The 23642-nt window shown below is 60.5% G+C and carries 17 protein-coding genes; 3 read left to right on the forward strand and 14 right to left on the reverse strand.

Annotated features, from left to right (window positions below):
- Positions 1-22: 22 nt before the first annotated feature.
- The 7 genes from AC2CGQ_RS14270 to AC2CGQ_RS14300 form a co-directional block, all read right to left on the reverse strand.
- Positions 23-574: a fimbrial protein gene (locus AC2CGQ_RS14270; RefSeq protein ID WP_484593733.1), complete on the reverse strand. Its 552-nt coding sequence runs from the start codon at positions 572-574 to the stop codon at positions 23-25.
- Between the two features lie 11 nt (positions 575-585).
- Complete coding sequence (locus AC2CGQ_RS14275; RefSeq protein ID WP_080497845.1) at positions 586-1506, reverse strand: fimbrial protein; 921 nt, start codon at positions 1504-1506, stop codon at positions 586-588.
- Between the two features lie 10 nt (positions 1507-1516).
- Complete coding sequence (locus AC2CGQ_RS14280) at positions 1517-4045, reverse strand: fimbria/pilus outer membrane usher protein (RefSeq protein ID WP_484593734.1); 2529 nt, start codon at positions 4043-4045, stop codon at positions 1517-1519.
- Positions 4046-4092: 47 nt separating this feature from the next.
- Positions 4093-4767, reverse strand: a complete 675-nt coding sequence (locus AC2CGQ_RS14285) for a fimbrial biogenesis chaperone (RefSeq protein ID WP_099982592.1) — start codon at positions 4765-4767, stop codon at positions 4093-4095.
- Positions 4768-4892: 125 nt separating this feature from the next.
- The gene (locus AC2CGQ_RS14290) at positions 4893-5390 is read right to left on the reverse strand and encodes a fimbrial protein (protein ID WP_099982580.1); all 498 of its coding nucleotides are present in this window, start codon (positions 5388-5390) and stop codon (positions 4893-4895) included.
- 832 nt (positions 5391-6222) lie between these two features.
- Positions 6223-8199, reverse strand: a complete 1977-nt coding sequence (gene speA / locus AC2CGQ_RS14295; RefSeq protein WP_004937600.1) for a biosynthetic arginine decarboxylase — start codon at positions 8197-8199, stop codon at positions 6223-6225.
- 234 nt (positions 8200-8433) lie between these two features.
- Positions 8434-8577 carry a hypothetical protein gene (locus tag AC2CGQ_RS14300; RefSeq protein ID WP_464017219.1) on the reverse strand — a complete coding sequence of 48 codons (144 nt, stop codon included), beginning with the start codon at positions 8575-8577 and terminating at the stop codon, positions 8434-8436.
- A gap of 530 nt (positions 8578-9107) precedes the next feature.
- Here AC2CGQ_RS14300 and metK point away from each other — a divergent pair.
- The gene (metK, locus tag AC2CGQ_RS14305; protein ID WP_004937596.1) at positions 9108-10262 is read left to right on the forward strand and encodes a methionine adenosyltransferase; all 1155 of its coding nucleotides are present in this window, start codon (positions 9108-9110) and stop codon (positions 10260-10262) included.
- A gap of 124 nt (positions 10263-10386) precedes the next feature.
- Here the strand turns inward: metK and AC2CGQ_RS14310 are convergent, their stop codons facing one another.
- The 7 genes from AC2CGQ_RS14310 to hrpB all read right to left on the reverse strand — a co-directional run bounded on the left by AC2CGQ_RS14310 (position 10387) and on the right by hrpB (position 22083).
- Positions 10387-10539: a Hok/Gef family protein gene (locus AC2CGQ_RS14310; protein WP_004937610.1), complete on the reverse strand. Its 153-nt coding sequence runs from the start codon at positions 10537-10539 to the stop codon at positions 10387-10389.
- 312 nt (positions 10540-10851) lie between these two features.
- Positions 10852-12840, reverse strand: coding sequence for a Fe(3+)-hydroxamate ABC transporter permease FhuB (gene fhuB, locus AC2CGQ_RS14315; RefSeq protein WP_088381913.1), 1989 nt, complete (start codon positions 12838-12840; stop codon positions 10852-10854).
- Entirely contained in the window at positions 12837-13745 is a 909-nt protein-coding gene (gene fhuD, locus AC2CGQ_RS14320) for a Fe(3+)-hydroxamate ABC transporter substrate-binding protein FhuD (protein WP_088381914.1), read from the reverse strand. The genes fhuB and fhuD overlap by 4 nt, the downstream gene beginning before the upstream one ends.
- A complete protein-coding gene (gene fhuC / locus AC2CGQ_RS14325) occupies positions 13745-14542 on the reverse strand; it encodes a Fe3+-hydroxamate ABC transporter ATP-binding protein FhuC (protein ID WP_015379019.1) in 798 nt (265 codons plus the stop codon). Before fhuC ends, fhuD begins: the two co-directional genes overlap by 1 nt.
- Positions 14543-14589: 47 nt before the next feature.
- The gene (gene fhuA, locus AC2CGQ_RS14330) at positions 14590-16782 is read right to left on the reverse strand and encodes a ferrichrome porin FhuA (RefSeq protein ID WP_015379020.1); all 2193 of its coding nucleotides are present in this window, start codon (positions 16780-16782) and stop codon (positions 14590-14592) included.
- A gap of 251 nt (positions 16783-17033) precedes the next feature.
- Positions 17034-19526, reverse strand: a complete 2493-nt coding sequence (gene mrcB, locus AC2CGQ_RS14335) for a bifunctional glycosyl transferase/transpeptidase (RefSeq protein ID WP_015379021.1) — start codon at positions 19524-19526, stop codon at positions 17034-17036.
- A 118-nt stretch (positions 19527-19644) separates the two neighbouring features.
- Positions 19645-22083, reverse strand: a complete 2439-nt coding sequence (hrpB, locus tag AC2CGQ_RS14340) for an ATP-dependent helicase HrpB (protein WP_198386556.1) — start codon at positions 22081-22083, stop codon at positions 19645-19647.
- 190 nt (positions 22084-22273) lie between these two features.
- On the opposite strand from hrpB, the gene thpR reads away from it, so the two are divergent.
- Positions 22274-22816 carry an RNA 2',3'-cyclic phosphodiesterase gene (thpR, locus tag AC2CGQ_RS14345; RefSeq protein WP_015379023.1) on the forward strand — a complete coding sequence of 181 codons (543 nt, stop codon included), beginning with the start codon at positions 22274-22276 and terminating at the stop codon, positions 22814-22816.
- Entirely contained in the window at positions 22813-23520 is a 708-nt protein-coding gene (sfsA, locus tag AC2CGQ_RS14350) for a DNA/RNA nuclease SfsA (RefSeq protein ID WP_004937572.1), read from the forward strand. The genes thpR and sfsA overlap by 4 nt, the downstream gene beginning before the upstream one ends.
- The last annotated feature ends 122 nt before the right edge of the window (positions 23521-23642 follow it).

Consider the following 23642-nt stretch of genomic DNA (forward strand, 5'->3'; position numbering starts at 1 on the left):
AAAAACGAAATTCAATAATCCATCAAGGATAAATCAGGCTAAACTGCACGCGAGCACGAGCAACCCCTGCGGTTGGATTTTGCCAATCGGTGGTGTATCCGGTCCAGAAGGTAAGATTATTCGGTTCTCCTTTCTTTAATGCGATTGCAGGACTGAACTCATTCACCCCCAGTAAGTTTTGAAATGCACCGCTCCCAGCTTGAGGACCATTATCAATTAGAAAGCCCACATTCTTCGCTGCATCAGGCTGAGCACCATTATCAGTAGCAAAAACTTTCCCTGAATAATTTTGGGTATTTGCTAACGTCCCTTCAAATCTGACGCGCACCTGGCTAATGCTGTCTGGACAATCCGCCAAATTCACATGAATGGAACTAGCGCCCCCTATGATTGTATATGGTCTAGCTTCCTTTGTTCCCCAGTTAACCGTCTGGCTTTTAGAACTGGCATCCAGCACACAGCTGCTTTCGGTTACTCTGCCAGTCACATTAATATTCCCATCCGCCGCCTGCAGCGGCGGCGCCAACACGGCGGCGCCGAGCAGCGTCAGGGGCAGTGCTATTTTTCTCATCATTATCTTCGTCCTTATTGATAGGTGAGGCTAAAGGTTGCTACCGCGTTGGCCTCGCCGGCGGCGATCTGCGGTTGCGTTTGGTAATAACGGGCGCTGAACGGGTAGCTGCGCAGACCCTGTAAGGCCGTTTCCAGCGGCAGCCGTTCGCCCAGCGTCAGCGGCACGCCGCGGTAGAGCAACTGCACCCCGACGCCGCGCGCGCTGGCCTGCGCATCGGGGTTAACCAGCGCCAACACGCCGGGCAGGTCATCCTCTGCAGCGATGCCATCGAACTGAATATTGACCCGGGCGCCGGCATCGCAGGCCAGATCCAGCAAGAACGGCTGTTCGCCGCGCGTGCTGCCCACGCCGCGAAAATCGCTGCGCGCCACCTCGCCCAACGCCACCGTGCGGTGGCGGCCGCCCTGCAGCTCACAGGCCAGCCGGGTGATGGCAACCGGCTTTTGCAAGGCGATATCCAGCACCGGCTGGCCGTTGAGCGTGCGGCGGGCCAGGGTTTCCGTCGCCAACACGCCGGAGGCCAGCGGCCCGGTCACCACCAGCCGCAGGCTGATTTGCCGTTTTCCGGCGGCAAGGGCGCCGCTCGCCGGCCAACCCTCGCTGAAGGCGGCGTCGGTATCCAGCGCATAACCCAGCCCGCTGATCGTGGTGCCGTAGACCGCGCTGTTGCCGCTTTTCAACCCGCTATCGCTGCCCAACAGGTTGAGACGTGCGTCTTCCGCTCCCGCACAGGGCGCCAGCGACGCGGCTTGCTGCACCTGGCGCGTGCCCTGCCACACCACGCTGCCGACCGGCAGATCGCGTTGCAACGTCTGCGCCGGAATGTCGAACAGCAGCCGTTCCGGGTTGCCGGCCGGCGGACATTCCGCTCCCCAGGCGCCGCCCGCCGCCCACAGCCCGCACAGGCCGAGCATCCATACTCCCGCTTTCATCCTTTGCTCCTTAACGACACTCTGCCGCTATCTCTGGGATCTCCGGGCCGGCCGTTTCCGGCAGGCTGTAGACGACCTGGCATTGCTGGTCCGGTTGTTTGCCCCACTGCACGTGCAGCATGCCGTTGGCCGGCATGCCGGCCAGGAACAGCTGCCCGCCGTCGCCGACAATGCTGCCGTCACCGCCTGCGCCCGTCAGCCTGGCAATCGCACCGAACGGCACCGGCCGGCCATCGGCGCGCGTCAGCGTCATCATCATCCGTGCGCCTACCTTGGTTTGATAATCCGCCAGCACCACCGCGCCACGGGTTGGGATCACCGTCTGGCTGGTCAGCCCCAGCTCCACGTTGTCCGCCAGGGTGGTCGGATCCAGCGCGATCGCATTCTGGCGATAGGCAGAGAGATAAGGCACCACCGCATAGCCGCGGCTATCGGTTTTCACCCCCACCTGATTCACCACGCTGACCCCGCCGGCACCCGGCGCGCGCACCAGCGCCACCGTATCGTTAAGCGGTTGCGACAGCGTCACCCCGCCGGCATGCAGCAACACCCCGCCCTGAATGTCGTAATTCAGCCGCTGGCGCTGCCCATCGTGGCTCAGCCCGGCGCCAAGCAACGCCTTGCTGCCGCGATAGCCCAGCGCCAGATTGCCGTTCTCGCCCTCCCCTTGATTGCCATAGCCGCCGGTCAGCCCCCAGTTCAGGTTATCGCCTTCCAGTGCAGTGCCGTTCAGCCCCAGCGTCTGCAACGTTTTGCCGTTGTTGCTATTGCTGATGCCGTAACCGGCCCAGGTGTTGTGTGCCCACAGGTTCAGTGGAATGCTGACATTCAGCGCCACGACGCGATCGGTCTGAGCCTGGTAACTCTGGTTCTGGCTGTAGTTAAGGCCATAACTCACTCCTTTGATGCTGCCGTTGTAGCCCAGGCTGACGGACTGGCGTTTGCCTTGTTCTCCCCAGCGCCGATCTTCCGCCAGGCTCAGGAACAGCGAGCCTGGCAGCGGCCCCAACCCCTGCTGCAGCGACAGTTCTTTACGGCTGCGGGTAGCGCTGTTGCCTGTGCGTTCGCGGGGTTGCATCGCCTGTTGCAACGTGGTGTAGCCCTCACTGGCATGGCGATAACCGGCCATGCTCAGCTGGGTGCCGGTGAGCGGGAAGCTTTTTTCATAGCGCAGACGCCACATTTTGCCCTGCCGATCGTCCCTCTGAACGGCCTCTTCCGGTCGCCGGGCCCAGCTTTGCGTCATATCCAGCGACAACGCGCCGGCGCGGCCCAGGTTTTGCCCCACGCCCAGCGCCAGCGAACGGTAACGATTGGCCCATTGGCCACCGCCATACAGCGTGGCGCCGAGCGGCAAGCCGTAGATCAGCGTGCCCTGCATAAACTTCTCGTCATCGGCGCTCGCGTCCTGCGCACGGTATTGCCCGGCGGCCAGGCCGTAGCTGAGCCGCCCTTCGCGCTGCAGCACCGGCAGCGAAGCAAACGGCACCAGCAGGCGCTGTTCCGTACCGTCGCTTTCTTTGATGATGACATCCAGATCGCCGCTGCCGGAAACCGCATACAGGTCGCTGATTTCAAAGGCGCCTGGCGGCACATAGCGCTGATCGACCACCACGCCGTTTTGGCGAATGATCACCTCCGCGTTGCTTTTGGCGATGCCGCGCACCACCGGCGAGTAGCCGCGCAGGCTGTCCGGGTACATCTCCTCCACCGAGACCAGCTGTACGCCGCGCAGCGGCAGCGAATCGAAGATATCGCCCGGCGTGGTGGCATCGCCCAGCGTCAACAGCCCGTTCAGCGGGGTGATGTCTCGCTGTACATAGCTGTTCAACGTGCGCCAGTGCGCCTCTCCCTGGCCGTTCCGGTTCCACACGCCGTCATGCCGCAACCGCCAGGCGCCCCAGTTAGCGCCATTGCGCAGATTGACGAAATAGCTGCTTTCATTGCCGCCCCCATGCCGGCTGCGATCGTGCGCCCCACGCAGGGTATAGTTGCTCAGCAACGCCGGAATGCCGCTGTCCCACTGCTCTGGCGGCACATAGCCGCGCGCCTGGCGTTTTAACGCCGCCTGCGGGATGCTCAGCTTCAACTGCTGTTGCTCGAACAGCAGTTCCGTTCTGGCGCCGGGAATGGCCTGCGGCAGATTGATGCATGCCTCGGAGGGCTGCAGCGCGGGAAAGGCGGCCAGATCCACGCCAAAGCCCTTCAGGTCCTCCCATTTCAGGCAAGGAGCCAGACGCTCTTTGCCCTGCTCATCCGGCTGCAGAGAAAAGGCCAGCGTACGGGTATCCAGCCGCTGCTCGTTGAGGAACAGATCAACGCGATACTCTCCCGGCGGCTGCTTATCCTCATCAGAGAACAACGCCAGATCCACTTCAGTTTGCGGCGTATTGCCTATCTGCAATAAAGCAGAGCTAAAACGGTATTCCGCCTGCGCCACGCCGCTGTACATCAGCAGGCCGGCAAGTTGCCAGGCCAACGGCGTCAGCCGATATTCGCCGCGCCGCCCAGATTGGCGACGCGCTGTTTTGCTGTTCATGTTCCACATCCCTGTTCACACCGCCCCCCTGGTTATCAACCGCGCCATCACAACGCTTGTTGGTGCTGCGCACTCAGGCCGCCGTAGTCGTTGATCACCTGCCAGCTCACCTGTTTGCCGGTGGCTGAAGGCGGCAGGGTATAGGCCAGCGTGGCGAACGGCGCCACCATCTGTGGTTCCTTGATTTTTTCACCGGCGACCGAGACCGTGGAGAAACTCAGGTAGTAGGGGGAATCATTGGTCGCTTTCAGCGTATTGCCGCTGCGCTCCCAGCGTACTTTGCTCGCCGCTTCTTCCGGTGAGCCGGCCAGCGACGCCGGGCGATAGAACAGTTTGATGCGGGTGCGCACCGCGATTTGCAGATGGTTGCCCTTGCCTTCCGCCTCCGGCGGCACGGTCTTGACGCTGAACCAGAATACCGACTCGCGATCTTCCGGCAGCGCCTGAGCGGTTTTCACCACCCGCAGCGTATTCTCTTTGCCGCCATTCAAACGAAACAGCGGCGGCGTGACCAGGAATGGTGCCTTGACGTTGCCTTCCAGATCGGCGTTGACCCACGATTGCACCAGATAAGGAATATCGTCCGGATTTTTCACCGTGATGGTCGCTTCTTTCTTGCCGCCGGGGTACACCAGCCGGGTGCCGCCGATCACCACACCGGCAGCGGCCTGAAAACTGTTGATTAACAGTGCGGCACAAAGTGCCAAATAGACGGCCTTCATTTTATCCATTCCCTTGATGTTATTTTTTTAATCAGCGCTGAGGAATAACGATTCCGCCTAGCGCAAACATGTAAAATTACCGGCGAAAGCGTATTTCGCCGGTAGATTAACGCCCGGATAGAAAATTAGTTATACGAAACGCTGAATTGGATAGTGGCGTTGGCATCACCGGCGGTGACTTTATCTGTCGAACGATAAGCCACAGTGAACGGCAGCAAGTTATCACCTTCACTCAAGGCGATCTCCGCCGAGGCCGCGCCGGGGAGCAAGTGCTCGTTATCAGGCCCGTTAATACGCAGCGCCAAGCCTGCCGCACCGCCATCGTCTAATTTGAACAGCTTAGCGTCTTTATCATCCACTGCGCCATCCAGAGTCACTTTAGCCGCTTTCAGATTGGCCGGGCAGTCTTTCAGCTGCAAAGTAAATTCCTTATAATCAGACTCATCTCCTACGTTTTTAAACTTAGCCGCCGCCACATCGCCCATCTGTACATTCAGCGTCGGGTTAACCACACAGGCGTTATCGACAATCTTACCGGTGAAGTTAATCACACCATCAGCGGCAAATGCCGAGGAAGAGATCGCCGCACAGGCCAGTGCAGACGCTACCAGATATTTTTTCATATAATTCCCTTATATTATTTAAACTACTAAGTTATATGTCGATATACATCCATTGACCGTGGCATGAACACCACGCTTACTACGCGTCGCTATTACCGATACCAATATATGGTGCATATGCACGAAAAATACGGGCACCATGCATTGCATCGGCTTTATAAAACCTAAGGAAGGTCATTAGTAATCAGAAACCCACCAAGGATAATAAGTCATTTAAAAACATTAATTCAACCACAAAGATAAATGGAACAAAAAAACAGAACCATAATTCATAATTAATGGGTTTATTTTTTAAAAAATCAGAACCATGCCCTATCCACAGGAATATAAAATATACAAATAAAACATAATATCTTATAAAACAAAGAGATTACCCACCACACTCATAAAGACAAAACCATATAGATACTTGATTAAAAATTCAAACCCATCAAGAAAAAGAGGTAAAATGAAAGAGAAACTGATCAATTATCGCATTTATAATGAACAAAAATAACTAATACTGGTTATGTTTTATAATTGAAAGATCTAACTAGTGAATGAGAAGGTTAATTTCAGAGACTTCTTGTATTTAGTAGATGGATTTATAATATAGGATGCATTCAATAAAGAAGATGAAAGAAAACATACTTTTCGTAACGTGTTGAACTCACCACTGCAGAGTTGGACGTTGCATCAGGGCGGCAAAAGCCCGGTAATGTTAAGTACGCCCTGCGCCGCCGTTCGAACGGCAGCATGGCTGCCTGCAACCTGTACGCCATCGAAAACTTAGTCGTGCGACAGAAAAGAAAAGGCCGGGCGTCCTTAAGCCGCCCGGCCTTCCTTCACTTCATTACTCGTCTTCCAGATACGTGTAACCGTACAGGCCGGCTTCAAACTCTTCCAGGAACTGCGCCTGCAGCTCGCTGTCCAGATCGGTTTCTTTGACCTGATCGCGGAATTTGGACAGCAGCGCGCTCGGATCGAGCTGCACGTACTCCAGCATGTCCGCCACGGTGTCGCCCTCGTCGGACAATTCGGTCTCGACGCTGCCGTCCGGGAACACGTACACGTCAACCGAGGCGGTGTCGCCGAACAGGTTGTGCATGTTGCCGAGGATCTCCTGATACGCACCGACCATGAAGAAGCCCAGCGCCGGCGGGTTCTCCGGATCGTACGGCGGCATCGGCATGGTGGTCGCCACGCCGTCGCCGTCGACGTAATGGTCGATGGTGCCGTCGGAATCGCAGGTGATGTCGAGCAGCACCGCACGGCCTTCCGGCGGCTTATCCAGCCCTTCCAGCGGCAGCACCGGGAACAGTTGATCGATACCCCAGGCATCCGGCATCGACTGGAACAGCGAGAAGTTGACGTAGAACTTGTCCGCCATGCGCTCTTGCAATTCGTCGATGATCGGGCGGTGCGCGCGGTTGCTCGGATCGAGCTGCTGCTGGATCTTGTTGCAGATGTTCAGATACAGCTGCTCGGCCCAGGCGCGCTTGGTCAGGTCCAGCATGCCGTGCGCATATTGGGTATGCACATCGTGCAGATCCATCTGGCTGTCGTGCAGCCATTCACGCAGCGAGCGGCGGTTCTCCGGCTCGTTCATTTCCAGCCAGGTTTCCCACATGCTTTCCAGCGCGCGCGGCGCGTCGGCTTCCGGCGGCTGCGGTTCGCTGAATTCGTTGCGCTCTACGCCGATCACATTGGAGACCAGCACCGTGTGGTGCGCGGTCACGGCGCGGCCGGACTCGGTGATCACCGTCGGGTGCGGCAGGCCGTGTTCGTTACAGGCGTCGCCGATGCCCCAAATCACGTTGTTGGCGTATTCGTTCAGGCCGTAGTTGACCGAGCAATCGGACTGCGAGCGGGTGCCTTCGTAGTCGACGCCCAAACCGCCGCCCACGTCGAAGCACTGAATGTTGACGCCCAGCTTGTGCAGCTCAACGTAGAAGCGCGCCGATTCGCGCACGCCGGTGGCGATATCGCGAATGTTGGCCAGCTGCGAGCCCAGGTGGAAATGCAGCAACTGCAGGCTGTCGAGACGGCCCGCTTCGCGCAGGGTCTCCACCAGCTTCAGCACCTGCACCGCCGCCAGACCGAATTTGGACTTTTCGCCGCCGCTCGACTGCCATTTGCCGGAGCCTTGCGACGCCAGACGCGCACGCACGCCCAGGCGCGGTATGACGTTCAAGCGTTCGGCTTCTTCCAGCACCAGGTTGATCTCGGACATCTTTTCGATCACCAGGTACACCTTGTGCCCCAGTTTTTCCCCGATCAGCGCCAGGCGAATGTATTCACGATCTTTATAACCGTTACAGACGATCACCGAGCGGGTCATGCCGGCATGCGCCAGCACCGCCATCAGCTCGGCCTTGGAGCCGGCTTCCAGCCCCAGCGGCTCGCCGGAATTCACCAGCGATTCAATCACGCGGCGATGTTGGTTCACCTTGATCGGATACACCAGGAAATAGCCGCCCTGGTAACCGAAGGACTCGCGCGCGCGTTTGAACGCGGCGTTGATCGAACGCAGGCGATGCTGAAGGATCTGCGGGAAGCAGAACAGCGCCGGCAGACGTTGGCCGTCTTGCTGGCGTGTTTTCACCAGTTCTGCCAGATCGACGCGCGCCTGCGGGACATCCGGATCCGGGCACACGCTGATATGGCCCAGCTCGTTGACGTCATAGTAATTGTTGCCCCAGTAGGCGACGTTATAAGTACGCAGCATCTTGCTGGCATTACGATCATTCATGGCAACCTCCTGCATGGAGCGCAAAGATAAAGACTCGCCCGCAACCGGCGGACGGTGAATCAACAGATCATCAGACATGGTTCGCCTCACATTCCGTACTGACGAAACCGCCAGCCACTATCGCAGCTACAACCCGCGAGAACAACCCAACAAGCCGCGCCGGCGGCAGCGAAGAGAACTGCCGTTCGCGGTCAGCGATCGGTTTATCACTCATATAATTGTAAGACACCCTGTTCAAACCTCGTGAATCGGGCCAAGAAACATCCCACAGGAAGGCTGCAGGCTACCCTTGTTCAGTTCTTCAGACGACCGTTAGCCGGCCCGAGAATCCTGAGTAGCGGCCAAGTGTTTATCGCACCTGGTAAGTGACAGAGAGACAAGACGGGAAATAGCAGAAGAATGTGCGCCAGAACGGCACTGCTGTTGGGAACCAACAACCGGTAGACAACGGATCATTAATCCAACCACCTCCACGCGCGCCGTTCGGAGTGAACGACCCAGCCTCTAAAATAGTGTAAGAACGTGACCGTTCGATGAAGCGGCGGCGCCACGGCGAACGCCCGCGACGGATAATAGCGCAATGCCGGCGAATGCAAAGCGGAAGTTTATCGTACCTTCCCCCACGCCAGACCGCCGTACTGTGCAGCAAATGAACCGCGCGCGCAGTTTATACCGGTAAGCAGGTGAAAAAGCAAAATGAAAATTCGCCGAAAACTGTTTCAAGCGATGAAAATGGCGCCAACCCGTTTGCGCAAAAGAGCGAAAGCGCAAAAAATTACTGGCAATCTGGCTAAACCCTGACCTAAAATAGACGTCCAGATGTTAATCCATCTATACTGGTTAACTGATAAACTGCTTAACGGCTTTGCCTGAGGGGCGTTGCAGGATGCATCTCGCGCCATCAGCGGAAGACCCTTCGCTTCGATGCCGGATCTCCAGCGCTGTGCAGTAATTTCTAACCCGTCTTATGCAAGGTAAAGAACACAATGGCTAAACACCTCTTCACGTCCGAATCCGTCTCCGAAGGACATCCAGATAAAATCGCCGACCAGATCTCCGATGCCGTCCTCGACGCCATCCTGGAACAAGATCCGAAGGCGCGCGTCGCCTGCGAAACCTACGTGAAAACCGGCATGGTCCTGGTCGGCGGTGAAATCACCACCAGCGCCTGGGTCGATATCGAAGAGATCACCCGCAAGACCGTGCGCGAGATCGGCTACGTTCATTCGGACATGGGCTTTGACGCCAACTCCTGCGCAGTATTGAGCGCTATCGGCAAGCAATCCCCGGATATCAATCAGGGCGTTGACCGTACCGATCCTCTCGAGCAGGGCGCCGGCGATCAGGGCTTGATGTTTGGCTACGCCACCAACGAAACCGACGTGCTGATGCCGGCTCCGGTGACCTACGCACACCGTCTGGTGCAGCGCCAGTCCGAAGTGCGTAAAAACGGCACCCTGCCGTGGCTGCGCCCGGACGCGAAGAGCCAGGTGACCTTCCAATACGACGACGGCAAAATCGTCGGCATCGACGCCGTCGTTCTGTCCACCCAGCATTCCGAAGACATCGCGCTGAAAGATCTGCAAGAAGCGGTGATGGAAGAGATCATCAAGCCGGTACTGCCGGCGGAATGGCTGACGGCGGGCACCAAATACCACATCAACCCGACCGGCCGTTTCGTTATCGGCGGCCCGATGGGCGACTGCGGCCTGACCGGACGTAAAATCATCGTCGACACCTACGGCGGCATGGCTCGCCACGGCGGCGGCGCCTTCTCCGGTAAGGATCCGTCCAAGGTTGACCGTTCCGCGGCTTACGCGGCGCGCTACGTGGCGAAAAACATCGTCGCCGCCGGCCTGGCCGATCGCTGCGAGATCCAGGTGTCTTACGCTATCGGCGTAGCGGAACCGACTTCCATCATGGTGGAAACCTTCGGTACCGAGAAAGTGCCAACCGAACAGCTGACGCTGCTGGTGCGCGAATTCTTCGATCTGCGCCCATACGGCCTGATCCAGATGATGGATCTGCTGCAGCCGATCTACCGCGAAACCGCCGCCTACGGCCACTTCGGCCGCGAGCACTTCCCGTGGGAAGCGACCGACAAAGCTGAGCTGCTGCGCGATGCCGCCGGCCTGAAATAAGCCCCGACATCAACATGAAAAACGGCGAGCCAAGGCTCGCCGTTTTTTTTGAGCGGATGGGTGCTCCCGGATCAACGCATCGACTGCCAGCAAGCGGAGGCACCGCCCCCGCCGCCGGGTTGCCTTACCGTTCGGATTCGTAAGCCAAAATGGCCGCAACCTCCGTAGTGCCCGATCGGATCCGCAGCTCACACAGCGTGCTGCGGGTTATCCATGCCAGTGATATTACTGTGGCACAAATAACCACCAATTTTAACAGGCTCCGTTTGTTCGGCATCATGCCTTCTTCTCCTTGCCTCGCGGCGGGTAAGAGGCTAACTTAACGTTGTGATGCGTTAGAGTAGGCCTCGGGTTGATGAATATCGACTCGGGGCTTTTCTCTTTGTATCTTTCGCTCGGGCTCCAGAGACAAAGATCCAGAGCACCCGCCCGCAGTATATTCATCTCACCACCACGCCTCGTGTTCCTTTTCGCACCCAATATCATTTTTGCGCGACCGCTCGCAGCGCCTTACAACACCATGAAAAATAAAAAAAGGCTCAGCGACGCTGAGCCTTTGATGGCAGAAAAAGCACGGCCGAGATGCCGATTACGACGTCTGCTTACGCAACAGATAAACGAAGTACGGCGCGCCGATAAAGGTCGCCAGTAACCCGGCGGGGATCTGATACGGGAACAGCAGCATCCGCCCGCACCAGTCGGCAAACACCATCAGCAAGCCACCCAACAGCGCGGCGATCACCATCTGCGGCAGCGCGCGGCGGAAGCCCAGCATGCGCGCCATATGCGGCGCCATCAGCCCGACAAAGCTCAGCGGCCCCACGGTCAGGGTCGCCATGGCGGTCAGCGTAGCGGCCAGCAACAGGATGGTCAATCGCGCAGGTGTCAAGGCGATCCCCACCGAACGAGCGGTAGCGCCGCCAAGCGGCAGGATGGTCAGCCAACGGCGGCACAGCGGCGCCAATACCATCAGGCAGGCGGCCACCAGCGCGGTGCGCAGCGCCTGCGCCGGCTCCACCGAATAGGTCGAGCCAGAGAGCCAGGTCAGCAAGCCCCCCATACGCGGATCGCCGCTGGCCAACAGCAGGAAGATGACGGTGGTAAAGGCGGTGCTGAGCGCGATACCGGCGAGCAGCATGCGTTCCGTCGAGAAACCGCCGCGGCCTGCGGCGATCATGATGATCAGCAGCGTAACGGCCGCCCCCAGACTGCCGGCGGGCAGCAGCCAAACGAAGGCGTCGCCCGGCACCATAAACAACATCATCACGGCGCCAAAAGCGGCGCCGGAACTGATGCCCAACACTTCCGGGCTGGCCATCGGGTTGCCGGTCAGTTTCTGAATCAGCGTGCCGGCGACCGCCAGCATCATGCCCGCGGCCAACGCCGACAGCACCCGCGGCCAGCGCCACGGCAGCAGGGAGTCCAGTTCTGCCCCCAGGCTCCAGTGCCAGCCGCCGGCATTTTTACCCAGCATCAGCGCCAGCGTCAGGCCGATCAGCAATACGAGGCCACCCAGCAGGATCCAGCCGGGCAGATTCCCGCGCTCGGCAGGCACCTTATCGCCCAGGTTCATCGGCGGCGGCGTGGCGGCGCTGCGCAAACGCGGCAACAGCCACAGCAGCAGCGGCGCGCCGAACAGCGCGGTGGCCGCACCGGTCGGGATCTCGCGCCACACCTGCGTCACCCCGAGCATCACCTGATCGGTCAGCCACAGCAACAGCGCCCCCAGCAACGGCGCCAGCATCATGCGGTGCGCCAGACGGCGCGCGCCCAGCATCTTCGCCATCAGCGGCGCAAACAGGCCGATAAAGCCGATAACGCCCACGGCGCTCACCAACATGGCGCTGAAGATGATGGCCAGCCCCAGGGCGCAGAAGCGCGCCATCGACAGCCCCAACCCCAGGTTGCGCGCCACGCCGTCGTCCAGCCCCAGCAGCGTCAGCGGGCGCAGCAATAGCGCCGCCAGCGCACCGGCCACCAGCAAACGCGGCAGGATAAACTGCACCGTGCTCCAATCCTGTTGGTTCAGCGCGCCGGTGCCCCACAGGAACATGCCCTGCAGTTGATCGTAATGAAACAGCGCCAGCAGGCTGTTGACCGCGCCGCAGTAAAGTCCCAGCACCAGCCCGGCCAGAATCAGCGTCACCGGCGACATCCGCTTGCCCCAGGCGACGCCGAACACCAGCCCGCCCACCACAATCGCCCCCACCATAGCGGCCAACTGGCGGGTGAACTCGCCCCCCGGCAGCACCCACAGCGTGGCGATGGTCAGGCCGAGCTGCGCGCCGGCGGCCACGCCGAGCGTCGACGGTTCCGCCAACGGATTGCGCAACACCTGCTGGAACAGCACGCCGACCAACCCCAGACCGGCGCCGGCCAACAGTGACACCGTCAACCGCGGCAGCAGGCTGTAATGGAACAGCATTTGCCGCACGTCGTCGATGTCCGGCGCGCTGAGCGCCCGCACCCATTGCGCCGGCGGCAGCTGCTGCACCAGGTTATATATCGTTAAACCGCCTGCCGCCGCCAGCAACAGCAGGATCAGCGTCAGCGGCAATTTCCGGATGCCCGCATTCATGACGCACTCTCCTGAGCCTGCGCCAACAGGCGGCAAAACCGCATCGTCGACAGCGTGGCGCCATAGAACCACACCGCCGGCACCTGCCGCAGCTGGTTTTGCCGCACGAAGGGCAACGACTGCCACAGCGGCGTCGCGCTGACCTTGTCCATCATCGCCTGATTGCCGTGATCGAGATAAATGACCCGGGCGTTACGCACCGTGGCCAATCGTTCAATCCCCACCACCGCCGTGCCCCAAAAGTCGGTTGGCTCCTGCCAGGCATTGCGGATGCCCAGTTGGTCCATTGCTTCCTGGAACAGGCTTTTCTGGCCGATGATCAGCGCATGGCGGGTGTCGATCAGGGAAAACAACAGCAGCGGTTGCCGGGTGTAGCTTTGCAGGCGCTGACGCGCATCCTGCATAAAGCTGTCGAACTGCGCCAGGTGGTTTACCGCCCGGCTTTCTATGCTCAACCGCTGGCCCAGCGCCAGCAGCGACTGGCGAGCGACGGTTAGCGGTTTGCCGCTGCCGTCGTTGAAGCCGAAGCTCATGGTTGGCGCGATGGGTTGGATTTTGCGCGGCGTCGGGCCATAGCCTTGCGACAGCAACACCAGCGAAGGCTGCAGTTGCTGCAGCAGTTCGAGGTTCGGTTCGGTGCGCTGGCCGACGTCGACCACCGTCGCCGGCAGCTTTGGCTCCGCCACCCACAGGTTATAGTTATGGACATCGGCCACCGCCAGCGGCGTCACGCCCAATGCCAACAGCAGCTCGATCGGCAACCATTCCAGCGCCGCAACGCGCGCGATATCCGGCGGCGCATCCGCCGCTCGGCCGGGCAACGAACCCAACAGCGGCGACAGCGCCAGCGCCATCAACAAACGGCGGCGCAGCGGATCGTGAGAAGAAGTGAATGTAGAGGACATCAGTAGACAAAACTCACCGGCGCGCCGCCGCTCGGATGCGGCAACGTGCCCATAGGAATACCGTAAATTTGCTCCAGCACCGGCCCCTGCATCAGCTCCAGCGGGCCGCCCTGGGCGATCATTTCACCGCCGCGCAGCGCCACCAAATGGTCGCAGTAGCGCGCCGCCATGTTGATGTCGTGCAGTACGGCGATCACCGTAAGATCGCGTTCGCGGCTCAAGCGCTGGATCAGCGCCAGCACCTCGACCTGGTGCGCGATATCCAGCGCCGAGGTCGGTTCGTCGAGCAGCAGGCAGCGGCTGTCCTGCGCCACCATCATCGCCAGCCAGGCGCGTTGGCGCTCGCCGCCGGACAGGCTGTCCACCAGCCGGTTGGCGAACGGCTTCAAGCCCACCAGCGCGATGGCCTCTTCCACCTGTTGACGATCGTTGGCGCCAAAACGCCCCAGCGCGCCATGCCACGGATAGCGGCCGACGGCCACCAGCTCGCGCACCGTCATGCCTTCCGCCGCCGGCAACTGCTGCGGCAGGTAGGCCACCTGGCGGGCGAAGGATTTGCTGTCCCACTGCGCCAACGGCTGCTGATTGAGCAAGACCTGGCCGCCGCTGGGCGCATGGTGCCGCCCGAGCAGTTTCAACAGGGTGGATTTACCGGAACCGTTATGGCCGATCAGGCCGCAGACTTTGCCCTGGGGAAAACTGAGCGACAGCGGTTGCAGCAGCACCCGGCCGGGGACGGCGAAACTGGCGTTATCCAGCGCGAAGGTCGCGCCGGGATTAAGAAGTTTGTCCTGCATAGATCCTGCTTTGTCCGGGGCGACGCGGTGCCGCCCCGGCTATCCGGTTAGAAACGGAAGGTTGCGGTGGCGACCACCTGGCGTTCTGCGCCCCAGTAGCAGGCGTAGTCGCGGTAGCAGCTCGACACGTAGGTCTTGTCGAACAGGTTGTTGATGTTGACGCCCACGGACGAACCCGGCAGGCCAAAGCGCGCCAGATCGTATTTAATGGTCGCGTCCACCAGCGTGTAGTCCGGCACTTTGAAGGTGGAGTTATCGCTGTTGAAGCTCGAGCTGGAGCCGACGTAACGCACGCCGGAACCCAGCGTCAGACCGCTCACCGCCGTTTCGTGGAAGGTATAATCCGCCCACAGCGACGCCATATGTTTCGGCACCTCGACGGTCGGTTTGCCCTGATAGGTATTGTCCTTGGTGTACTTCGCATCGGTATAGGTATAGGAGGCGATCAGGTTGACGTTGGCATTCAACGCCGCCTTGGCTTCCAGCTCCACGCCGCGCGAACGGATCTCGCCGCTCTGCACGCTGAACTGCGCGTTATCCGGATCCGGCGTCAGGTTGTTGTTCTTGGTCAGTTGGTACAGCGCGCCGGTCAGCACGATTGGGCGATCCTTCGGCACGTATTTCACACCGGCTTCATACTGCTTGCCGATCGAGGGCTTAAAGGTCTGGCCGTTGATTGACGTATCGAGGGTCGGTTCAAACGACTCGCTGTAGCTGAAATACGGTGTCACGCCGTTGTCGAACAGGTAATTCAATCCGCCGCGCCAGGTAAACTGCCCATCGGAGCGTTCGTTGGTGTACCCGAGAACGCGGTTATTGGCCGACGTTTTCGCCCAGTCATAGCGCCCGCCCAGCGTCAACAGCCACTGGTTCCACTCCCCTTGCTCCTGCACATACAGGCCGGTTTGCTCCTGACGGTTCAAATACTTGTATGGGAAGTTGATATTGACCACATCATTGCCATACTGCGGCTGGGTCATGCTCAGGCCGTCTGCGGAACCATAGTCGGAATTGATATCGTTGCGCATACGCGAATAATCTACGCCAAACAACAGCGTATGGTCGATATCGCCGGTTTTCACCTTCGCCTGCGCCTGAGTATCAACCGCAAAATTGTTCAGGTGCTCTTTCGACTGAACATAAGCGCGATTGATCGTCGTCGGTGATGACAAGCCAAATCCGTAGATGCTCTTCATATCGGTGTCCACCTGCATATAACGCAGGTTCTGGCGCACCGCCCAGGTATCGTTGAAGGCGTGTTCGAAACTGTACCCAATCATCCGCTGCTTGCGCGCCATATAGTTGCTGGCTTCGCCTTCGTTGAAATCGGTCGGCAGTTTGCTGCCGTCCGGCAACGGGATCAGCGTGCCCTGCTTCGGCAGCCAGCCGTAATAACCGGTATAGGGATCGTTTTGAATGTTGGCCAGCAGCGTGAAGTTGGTTTTGTCATCCGGGCGCCAGCTAAAGGACGGCGCGATCGCATAGCGCTTCTCTTTGCTCATGTTTTGCTGCGTATCGCTGTCTTTCGCCAGGCCGGTCAGGCGATAGGAATAGATGCCCTGATCGTCCAGCGCGTCGCTGAAATCGAAACCGGTCTGGAACAGGTTGTCGCTGCCCATCTTGAACTGGATTTCGCGCAGCGGCTCGGTGGTTGGCCGCTTGCTGACCATCGAGACCAAACCGCCCGGGTTGCTTTTGCCGTACAGCACCGAGACCGGGCCGCGCAGCAGTTCGGCGCGTTCGAGGAAATAAGGATCGATGGACGCTTCGCTGTAGTTGTCGCCCAGCAACCGCAGGCCATCCAGATACTGGGTGGTGTTGGTGGCCGGGAAGCCGCGGATTGCCACCGCGTCATAGGTCGTGGAGCTGCCACGGCTGGCGAATACGCCCGGCGCATAGGCCAGTGCGCCCTTCACCGTATCCGGCTGGCGCATATCCATCTCTTCACGCGTTACCACGGAAACGGACTGCGGGTTCTTCTCGATCGGCGTATCGGTTTTGGTGCCGGTGGCGCTGCGCTTGGCGACATAGGTGCCGACCGGCCCCCAGGCGCTTTCCTGCTGGGCGGTGTTGCTACCGCCCACAACGGTAATCGTGTCTTCCTTGGCGGCCGGCTTGGCGTCGGCGGAAAAAGCCGGCATCGCCAGCGTGCCCAACGCCGCAGCGACGGTGATCGCTAACGCGTTGACGGGGAGACGGCCCTGCTTGGCCGCGGATGATGAAAGACGCTTGGTCAGCATGATTTATTTCTCTGATGAATTATTAAATGACGAATGTAAACGATAATAATTATTATAAGCGTCGCATTTTATGCAGAAGCCAAATTAAACTGCAAGCCGAATTCATAGGGCAAATAGGTTAAGGATTAGGCGCTTAGCCTTGCAGTTAACAGGGAAATAAAACGAGCGGAAAAATAAAAAAGCCCGCAACCAAGGTTACGGGCTTAATAACAAAGAAAAAACTTTCACCGGGGCCGACGCCCCGGTAGCGATTACTGGCCGAACATATCCTTGATCCAGCCGGCGACGCCATCGCCATCTTTTTGCTCACCCGCCGCCGGTTGTTGCTGTTGCTGCACCGCCGCCTGGCTGGCCTGGCACAATCCCTGCGGATTGTCGGTCCAGACCGGGATGGTGCGCCAACTGCCGCCGCCGCAGATAAAGTTGCCGGCGGAGTCGATGCTCATCTGGTTAATGCCTTCCGGCGGCTGCAGCATCAGCGGCAGCGGCGTCTGGTTTTCCAGATAGCGGCGATACAGGGTCAACGCGCCGTTGGCGCCGGTCAGCTTGGCCGGGCCGTTGTTATCGCGCCCGACCCAGGCGATCGCCACTTCCTTGCCGTCGATGCCGGCGAACCAGCTGTCGCGTAGATCGTTAGTGGTACCGGTTTTCGCCGCCAGGTTGTAGTTCGGGAACTTCACCGACAGCGAGCGGGAAGTCCCGCGCGCCACGCCCTGCTGCATCGCGTACAGCGTCAGGTAAGCGGCCTGCGCCGGCACCATGCGCTCCGCCTGCGGGAAGCTCTGGTACAGCACCGTGCCGTCTTCGGCGATCACCGAACGCACCGCCGACAGCGGCGCACGGTTACCGCCGCTGGCGATGGTCTGGTACTCCTGCGCCACTTCCATCGGCGTCAGGCCGATCGCCCCCAGCAGCATCGAAGGCACCGGGTTGATCTCCGCTTTCGGGATGCCCAGGCGTTGCAGCGTGGCGCTGATCTGATCCAGCCCGACCGACAGGCCGAGGTTCACCGTCGGCACGTTCAGCGAGTTGGCCAACGCATCCACCAGCATCACCTGACCGCGGAATTTGCGATCATAGTTGTTCGGCTGCCAGACGGCGCCGTTCGGCTGTTTCAGCGACAGCGGCGCATCCGCCAGCCAGGTGTTGAGGCGGTATTTATCCGGTTCGGACAGCGCGGTCAGATACGTCGGCGGCTTGGCCAACGAGCCGACCAGACGGCGCGCCTGCATGGCGCGGTTGAAACCGGCGAACTGCGGGTTGGCGCCGCCGACCATGGCGCGCACTTCACCGCTGAAGCGATCGACAATCACCATCGCCGCTTCCAGATCCTGCAGGTGACGCGCGGCGCGCAGCGCCGGGATGCCGTCTTCGACCGCTTTTTCCGCCGCGTCTTGCGACACCGGATCCAGCGTGGTGAAGATCTTCACGCCGGACAGGTCATTGACCTTATCACCCAGCCTGGTTTGCAGTTCCTGACGCACCATCTGCATAAACGCCGGCTGTGGCGTAATGACGCCGCCTTTCGGCTGTACGCCCAGCGGACGCGCGCTCAGCATGTCATACAGCTCGCCGTCGATCACACCCTGGTTCTGCAGCAGTTTGAGCACCAGGTTGCGGCGTTCCAGCGCCAGTTTCGGGTTACGCCACGGGTTGTACAGCGACGCGCCCTTGACCATGCCGACCAGCAGCGCCTGCTGATCGAGGCTCAGCTCGTCCACCGGGCGGCCAAAGTAATACAGGCTGGCCAGCGGGAAGCCGCGGATCTGGTCGCTGCCGCTCTGGCCGAGATACACCTCGTTCAGATACAGCTCCAGAATGCGATCCTTGCTGTAACGGTAATCGACCAACAGCGCCATATAGGCTTCGTTGGCCTTACGCCACAGCGAACGTTCGTTGGTCAGGAACAGGTTCTTCACCAGCTGCTGCGTCAGGGTACTGCCGCCCTGCACCGCGCGGCCGGCGGTCAGGTTGGCCAGCACCGCGCGGCCGATGGAGTACGGGCTGATGCCGTCATGCTCATAGAAGTGGCGGTCTTCCGTGGCGATCAGCGTATCCACCAACAGATCCGGGAAACCGGAGCGCGGCACGAACAGGCGCTGTTCACCGTTCGGCGACTGCAGCATGGTGATAAGACGCGGATCGAGGCGGAAGAAGCCGAAGCTGCGGCCGCTGTCCAGGTTTTCGATCTTCGCCAGGCGGTTGTTCTGGAAATCGAGGCGGGCGCGGATCTGCCCTTCTTTACCATCCGGGAAGTCGAACGGGCGGCGCAGCATCTCGATGCTGTTGGCCTGTACGGTAAACTCGCCCGGACGCGTCATGCGGCTGACCTGACGGTACTGCATGCCTTCCAGCAGGTTGACCATCTCCTTCTTGCTGTACGGCATGCCCGGTTCCAGGTTGACCATGCGGCCGTACACCGCCGCCGGCAATTGCCAGACTTTGCCGTCGATGCGGCTGCGGATCTGGGAATCCAAATAGACGCCGTAGATCGCCAACAGGACGGCGAGCACCAGGATCAGTTTGATAATCAGGCCGAGCCAGCGGCGTTTTTTACGCGGCGGAGTCGCTTTTACCTTACGCGGCATGCGTTCCTCCTCCTCTTCATACTCATCATCGTCATACTCGTCTTCTTCGTAATCGTCATAATCGTCGTCTCGGCGACGGCGCGGCGGCTTGCGCGACGCGGTGCTTTTTGGTTGTTTTCCTTTGCGCCCGATGGGCTCGCGGTCATCCCCAGCCATGGCTGTTGTTCTCCGAGCTTGCCGACACTGCCGGCCATGATTAGTCGCTTAATCTGTGCCGACGCCGCAGCGCTGACCAGAAGAAACATCTGAATTCCAAACCTTGAATGATCGCGACCTACTGATATTTCTTCGTTCGGCGCGTCGGTACCGCCGTGGCCGGATCGTCCGGCCACACGTGTTTCGGGTAGCGGCCCTTCATCTCTTTTTGCACCTCGCGGTAGGCGCCTTGCCAGAAGGCCGCCAGATCGCCGGTGATTTGCAACGGCCGGTGCGCCGGTGAGAGTAACTCAAGCACCACCGGGATGCGACCCTCCGCCAACATCGGGCTGCGCTGCTCGCCGAACATCTCCTGCAAACGCACCGCCAGCGCCGGCGGTTTGCCGGCCTCATAACGGATCGGCAGGCGGCTGCCGGTCGGCACAGTGTAATGAGTGGGTAGCGCATTATCCAGCCGCTGCTTTTGCTGCCAGTCCAGCAGGCGGGACAACGCCTCGGCGAGGTTGACCTGCTTCAAGCCGCGCAGATCGCGCACGCCGTTCAGCGACGGCAGCAGCCACTGATCCAGCGCCGCCAGCAGCGGCTCTTCATCCATCGCCGGCCACTCCGCCTCCGGCAGCCAGGCTTGCGCGCACTGCAGGCGCACCCGCAATTGTTCGGCTGCGCCCTCCCAGTTGAGCACCGCCAGCCCCTGCGCGCGCACCCAATCGAGCAGCGCCTGCTGCAGCTCTTCGTCCGCCGGTTTGGCCAGCGGCTGAGCGCGCAGCGTCAGACGGCCGATCTGCTGGCGCTTCCAGGCGCGCAGCGTGCCCTTCTCTTCATCCCATTCCACCGCCGTGCGCTGCATGACCATCGCCGGCAGCTGCGCCGCCAGCGCTTCGATGTCCACCGGCAACGCCAACAGGATTCGCGCATCGGGGCTGTTGTGGCCCTGCAACAGGCTGGGGACGATCAGCCAGGGCGCGCGCGACAGCGCCTCATCCTGGTTCATCGCCGCCCCCATGCCGTTAGCCAGCAAGTAGCGGCCGTCCTGACCGCGACGCTGGGCGATGCGATCGGTAAATGCCAGCGCCAACAGGTGCGGTGCCAACTCGACGTCGACTTGCCCCGCACGTTGCGGCAGGCGTTTGGCCAACTGCGCGGCGCGCTGCCGCCAGTTCGCTTGCGGGCGGCTCAGCCAATAACCGATATCCATCTGCCCGCCGCGCGGCGGTTCTTCCAGCAACGCCGCCAACAACGCCGCCGTCGCCAGGCCGTCGGCGCTCAGCGTCGCGCCGGCGACCAGCATCGCCGCCAGCCGCGGCTCGCATCCCAACGCGGCCATCTGGCGCCCCGGTGCGGTGAGTTTGTCGCCGTCATCCGTAGCCCCCAACCGGCGCAACAACGCCCTGGCCGCCGCCAATGCCGCCGCCGGAGGCGCATCAAGCCAGGTCAGCTGCGCCGGATCGTAGCAACCCCACTGCAACAGTTCGAGCCAGAAGCCGGTGAGATCGCTCTGTAAAATATCCGGTTCGGCATGTTCCGCCGCGCGTTCCGCCTGTTCTTTGGCGAACAGATGCCAGCAAAGGCCCTGCTCCAGGCGCCCGGCGCGCCCGGCGCGCTGCACCATCGAGGCCTGACTGATGCGCTGCGTCGCCAGCCGTGTCAAACCGTTGCGCACGTCGTAACGCGCCACGCGCTCCAGGCCGCTGTCCACCACCAGCCGAATGCCCTCGATCGTCAGGCTGGTTTCGGCGATGTTGGTCGCCAGCACCACCTTGCGGCGGCCAGGCGCCGCCGGCTGAATCGCTTTTTGCTGTTGCGCCAGAGGCAAGGCACCATACAGCGGGCAAAGATCGGTATCGCTCGCCACCTCGCCGGTCAATCGCTCCAGCACCCGATTGATCTCCGCCACGCCCGGCAGGAACAGCAGCAAAGATCCCGGCTGTTCGGCCAGCAACCGCTTCACCGCCGCCGCTACGCCGTCCTCCAGCCGCTGATGGCTGGCCAACGGCTGATACAGGCGTTCAACCGGGAAACTGCGCCCCTCAGACACCACTACCGGCGCTTCCGGCAGCAACTGCGACAGGCGAGCGTTATCCAAGGTGGCCGACATGATCAGCAGTTTCAGATCGTCGCGCAGCCCTTGCTGCACGTCGAGCAGCAACGCCAGCGCCAAATCGGCCTGCAGGCTGCGTTCATGGAACTCATCGAGGATCACCAACGACACGCCCTGCAGCTCGGCATCCTGCTGCAGCATGCGGGTGAGAATGCCTTCCGTCACCACTTCCAGTCGGGTTTGCGGCCCGCTTTTGCTTTCGGCGCGCATGCGGTAGCCCACGGTCTGACCAGGCTCCTCCCCCAGTTGCTGCGCCAGGCGATAGGCGACGTTTTTCGCCGCCAGCCGCCGCGGCTCCAACATGATAATGCGCCCCGGCAACCCGGCCTTAGCCAGGATCTGCAGCGGCAACCAGGTGGATTTACCGGCGCCGGTCGGGGCGTGCAACAGCACCTGCGGGGCAGACTGCAGCGCAGCCAGCAACTCATCGAGCACCGCGCTGACGGGCAATGAAGACACTGAATTCTCCGTAGTGGTTAGCGTTAAACGGCGTACAGTGTAGCATTAGCTTTGTCCCCGTAACCTTTCAAACTGCGGCGTCGTTAGCTATAGTACGGAGCTCATTCGTGCGCCGCGCCGCTCGCGGGGCCGCTGCCAGTAACGTTTACCGCTGTTCCCGACCGTTTTGTCATGCATTTGCCGAGTCCTTATGTCCAATTCGCGCCGCCTGTTTTTCGCCCTGTCCTTGCCTGACGCCCTGCAACAGCAGGTGATCCGCTGGCGCGCCGAGGCGTTTGCGCCGGGGGCCGGCCGGCCGGTGGCGGCGGCCAATTTGCACCTGACGCTGGCGTTTCTCGGCGAGGTCAGCGCGCAGAAAGAACTGGCGCTGCGCAAACTGGCCGGCCGCATCGTGCAACCCGGCTTCAGCATGCGGCTCGACGATCTCGGCCATTGGCCGCGCCCCGGCGTGGTCTGGCTCGGCACCCGCCGCGCGCCGCGCGGGCTGCTGCAGCTGGCCGAGCTGCTGCGTTCGCAGGCCGCCCGCAACGGCTGCCATCAAAGCGCGCTGCCGTTCCATCCGCACATCACGCTGCTGCGCGCCGCCACTCAGCCGGTGGCGCTCCCGCCGGCGACGCCGGGCTGGGCGTTCAGCGCCGACGCCTTTTCCTTATATGAGTCGGTGTTCGAAAACGGCCGCACCCGCTATCAACACCTCGAACAGTGGCCGCTGGCCAAACAGGCATCCGCATGATTTTCTCTCCACCGCTGCGTTCCGCTACGCTGATCAAACGTTACAAACGCTTTCTGGCGGACGTGATCACCCCGGAAGGGGAAACCTTTACGCTGCACTGCGCCAATACCGGCGCCATGACCGGCTGCGCCACGCCCGGCGATACCGTTTGGTACTCCACCTCGGACAATCCCAAGCGCAAATACGCCCACAGTTGGGAGTTGACCCATACCCAACAAGGGCACTGGATCTGCGTCAATACCCTGCGCGCCAACGCGCTGGTGCGCGAGGCGATTGAACATAATTTAATCAATGAATTATCCGGTTACAGTAAAATCAGCGGCGAGGTGAAATACGGCGGTGAAAACAGCCGTATCGATTTGTTATTACAGGCAGAAAATCGGGTTAACTGCTATATTGAAGTTAAGTCAGTCACATTACTGCAACAACAACGTGGTTACTTTCCTGATGCGGTAACGCTCAGAGGGCAAAAGCACCTGCGTGAGTTGCTCAGCGTGGTTGAAAGCGGGCAACGGGCGGTGTTGTTCTTTGCCGTGTTACACAGCGGTATTGAGCAGGTCGCACCGGCACATCATATAGATGAGCGCTATGCGGCGCTGTTGGCACAGGTCCGGCAGTTGGGAGTGGAAGTGGTTTGCTACGGGGCAAAGTTATCACCTGACGGTATTTATCTCTGCGATAAGCTGCCGTTTTTTATCGATTAGCGCAGTCGGGTCCCTATAAATAGACAACCGGCCAGCACGATCGCCAAATACGCCCTCCTTCACACGATTGTCAAGCGGGCGACAGGAATAATTGCCAACCTACCTTCCTTCTGTTATTTATA

It is taken from the genome of Serratia sp. DFXYC6, from assembly GCF_057196085.1.

Bases quoted from the DNA above. Each gene is read 5' to 3' on its own strand.
- AC2CGQ_RS14270 (WP_484593733.1), bottom strand. From the start codon at position 574: ATGATGAGAAAAATAGCACTGCCCCTGACGCTGCTCGGCGCCGCCGTG.
- AC2CGQ_RS14275 (WP_080497845.1), bottom strand. From the start codon at position 1,506: ATGAAAGCGGGAGTATGGATGCTCGGCCTGTGCGGGCTGTGGGCGGCG.
- AC2CGQ_RS14280 (WP_484593734.1), bottom strand. From the start codon at position 4,045: ATGAACAGCAAAACAGCGCGTCGCCAATCTGGGCGGCGCGGCGAATAT.
- AC2CGQ_RS14285 (WP_099982592.1), bottom strand. From the start codon at position 4,767: ATGAAGGCCGTCTATTTGGCACTTTGTGCCGCACTGTTAATCAACAGT.
- AC2CGQ_RS14290 (WP_099982580.1), bottom strand. From the start codon at position 5,390: ATGAAAAAATATCTGGTAGCGTCTGCACTGGCCTGTGCGGCGATCTCT.
- speA (WP_004937600.1), bottom strand. From the start codon at position 8,199: ATGTCTGATGATCTGTTGATTCACCGTCCGCCGGTTGCGGGCGAGTCT.
- AC2CGQ_RS14300 (WP_464017219.1), bottom strand. From the start codon at position 8,577: ATGATCCGTTGTCTACCGGTTGTTGGTTCCCAACAGCAGTGCCGTTCT.
- metK (WP_004937596.1), top strand. From the start codon at position 9,108: ATGGCTAAACACCTCTTCACGTCCGAATCCGTCTCCGAAGGACATCCA.
- AC2CGQ_RS14310 (WP_004937610.1), bottom strand. From the start codon at position 10,539: ATGCCGAACAAACGGAGCCTGTTAAAATTGGTGGTTATTTGTGCCACA.
- fhuB (WP_088381913.1), bottom strand. From the start codon at position 12,840: ATGAATGCGGGCATCCGGAAATTGCCGCTGACGCTGATCCTGCTGTTG.
- fhuD (WP_088381914.1), bottom strand. From the start codon at position 13,745: ATGTCCTCTACATTCACTTCTTCTCACGATCCGCTGCGCCGCCGTTTG.
- fhuC (WP_015379019.1), bottom strand. From the start codon at position 14,542: ATGCAGGACAAACTTCTTAATCCCGGCGCGACCTTCGCGCTGGATAAC.
- fhuA (WP_015379020.1), bottom strand. From the start codon at position 16,782: ATGCTGACCAAGCGTCTTTCATCATCCGCGGCCAAGCAGGGCCGTCTC.
- mrcB (WP_015379021.1), bottom strand. From the start codon at position 19,526: ATGGCTGGGGATGACCGCGAGCCCATCGGGCGCAAAGGAAAACAACCA.
- thpR (WP_015379023.1), top strand. From the start codon at position 22,274: ATGTCCAATTCGCGCCGCCTGTTTTTCGCCCTGTCCTTGCCTGACGCC.
- sfsA (WP_004937572.1), top strand. From the start codon at position 22,813: ATGATTTTCTCTCCACCGCTGCGTTCCGCTACGCTGATCAAACGTTAC.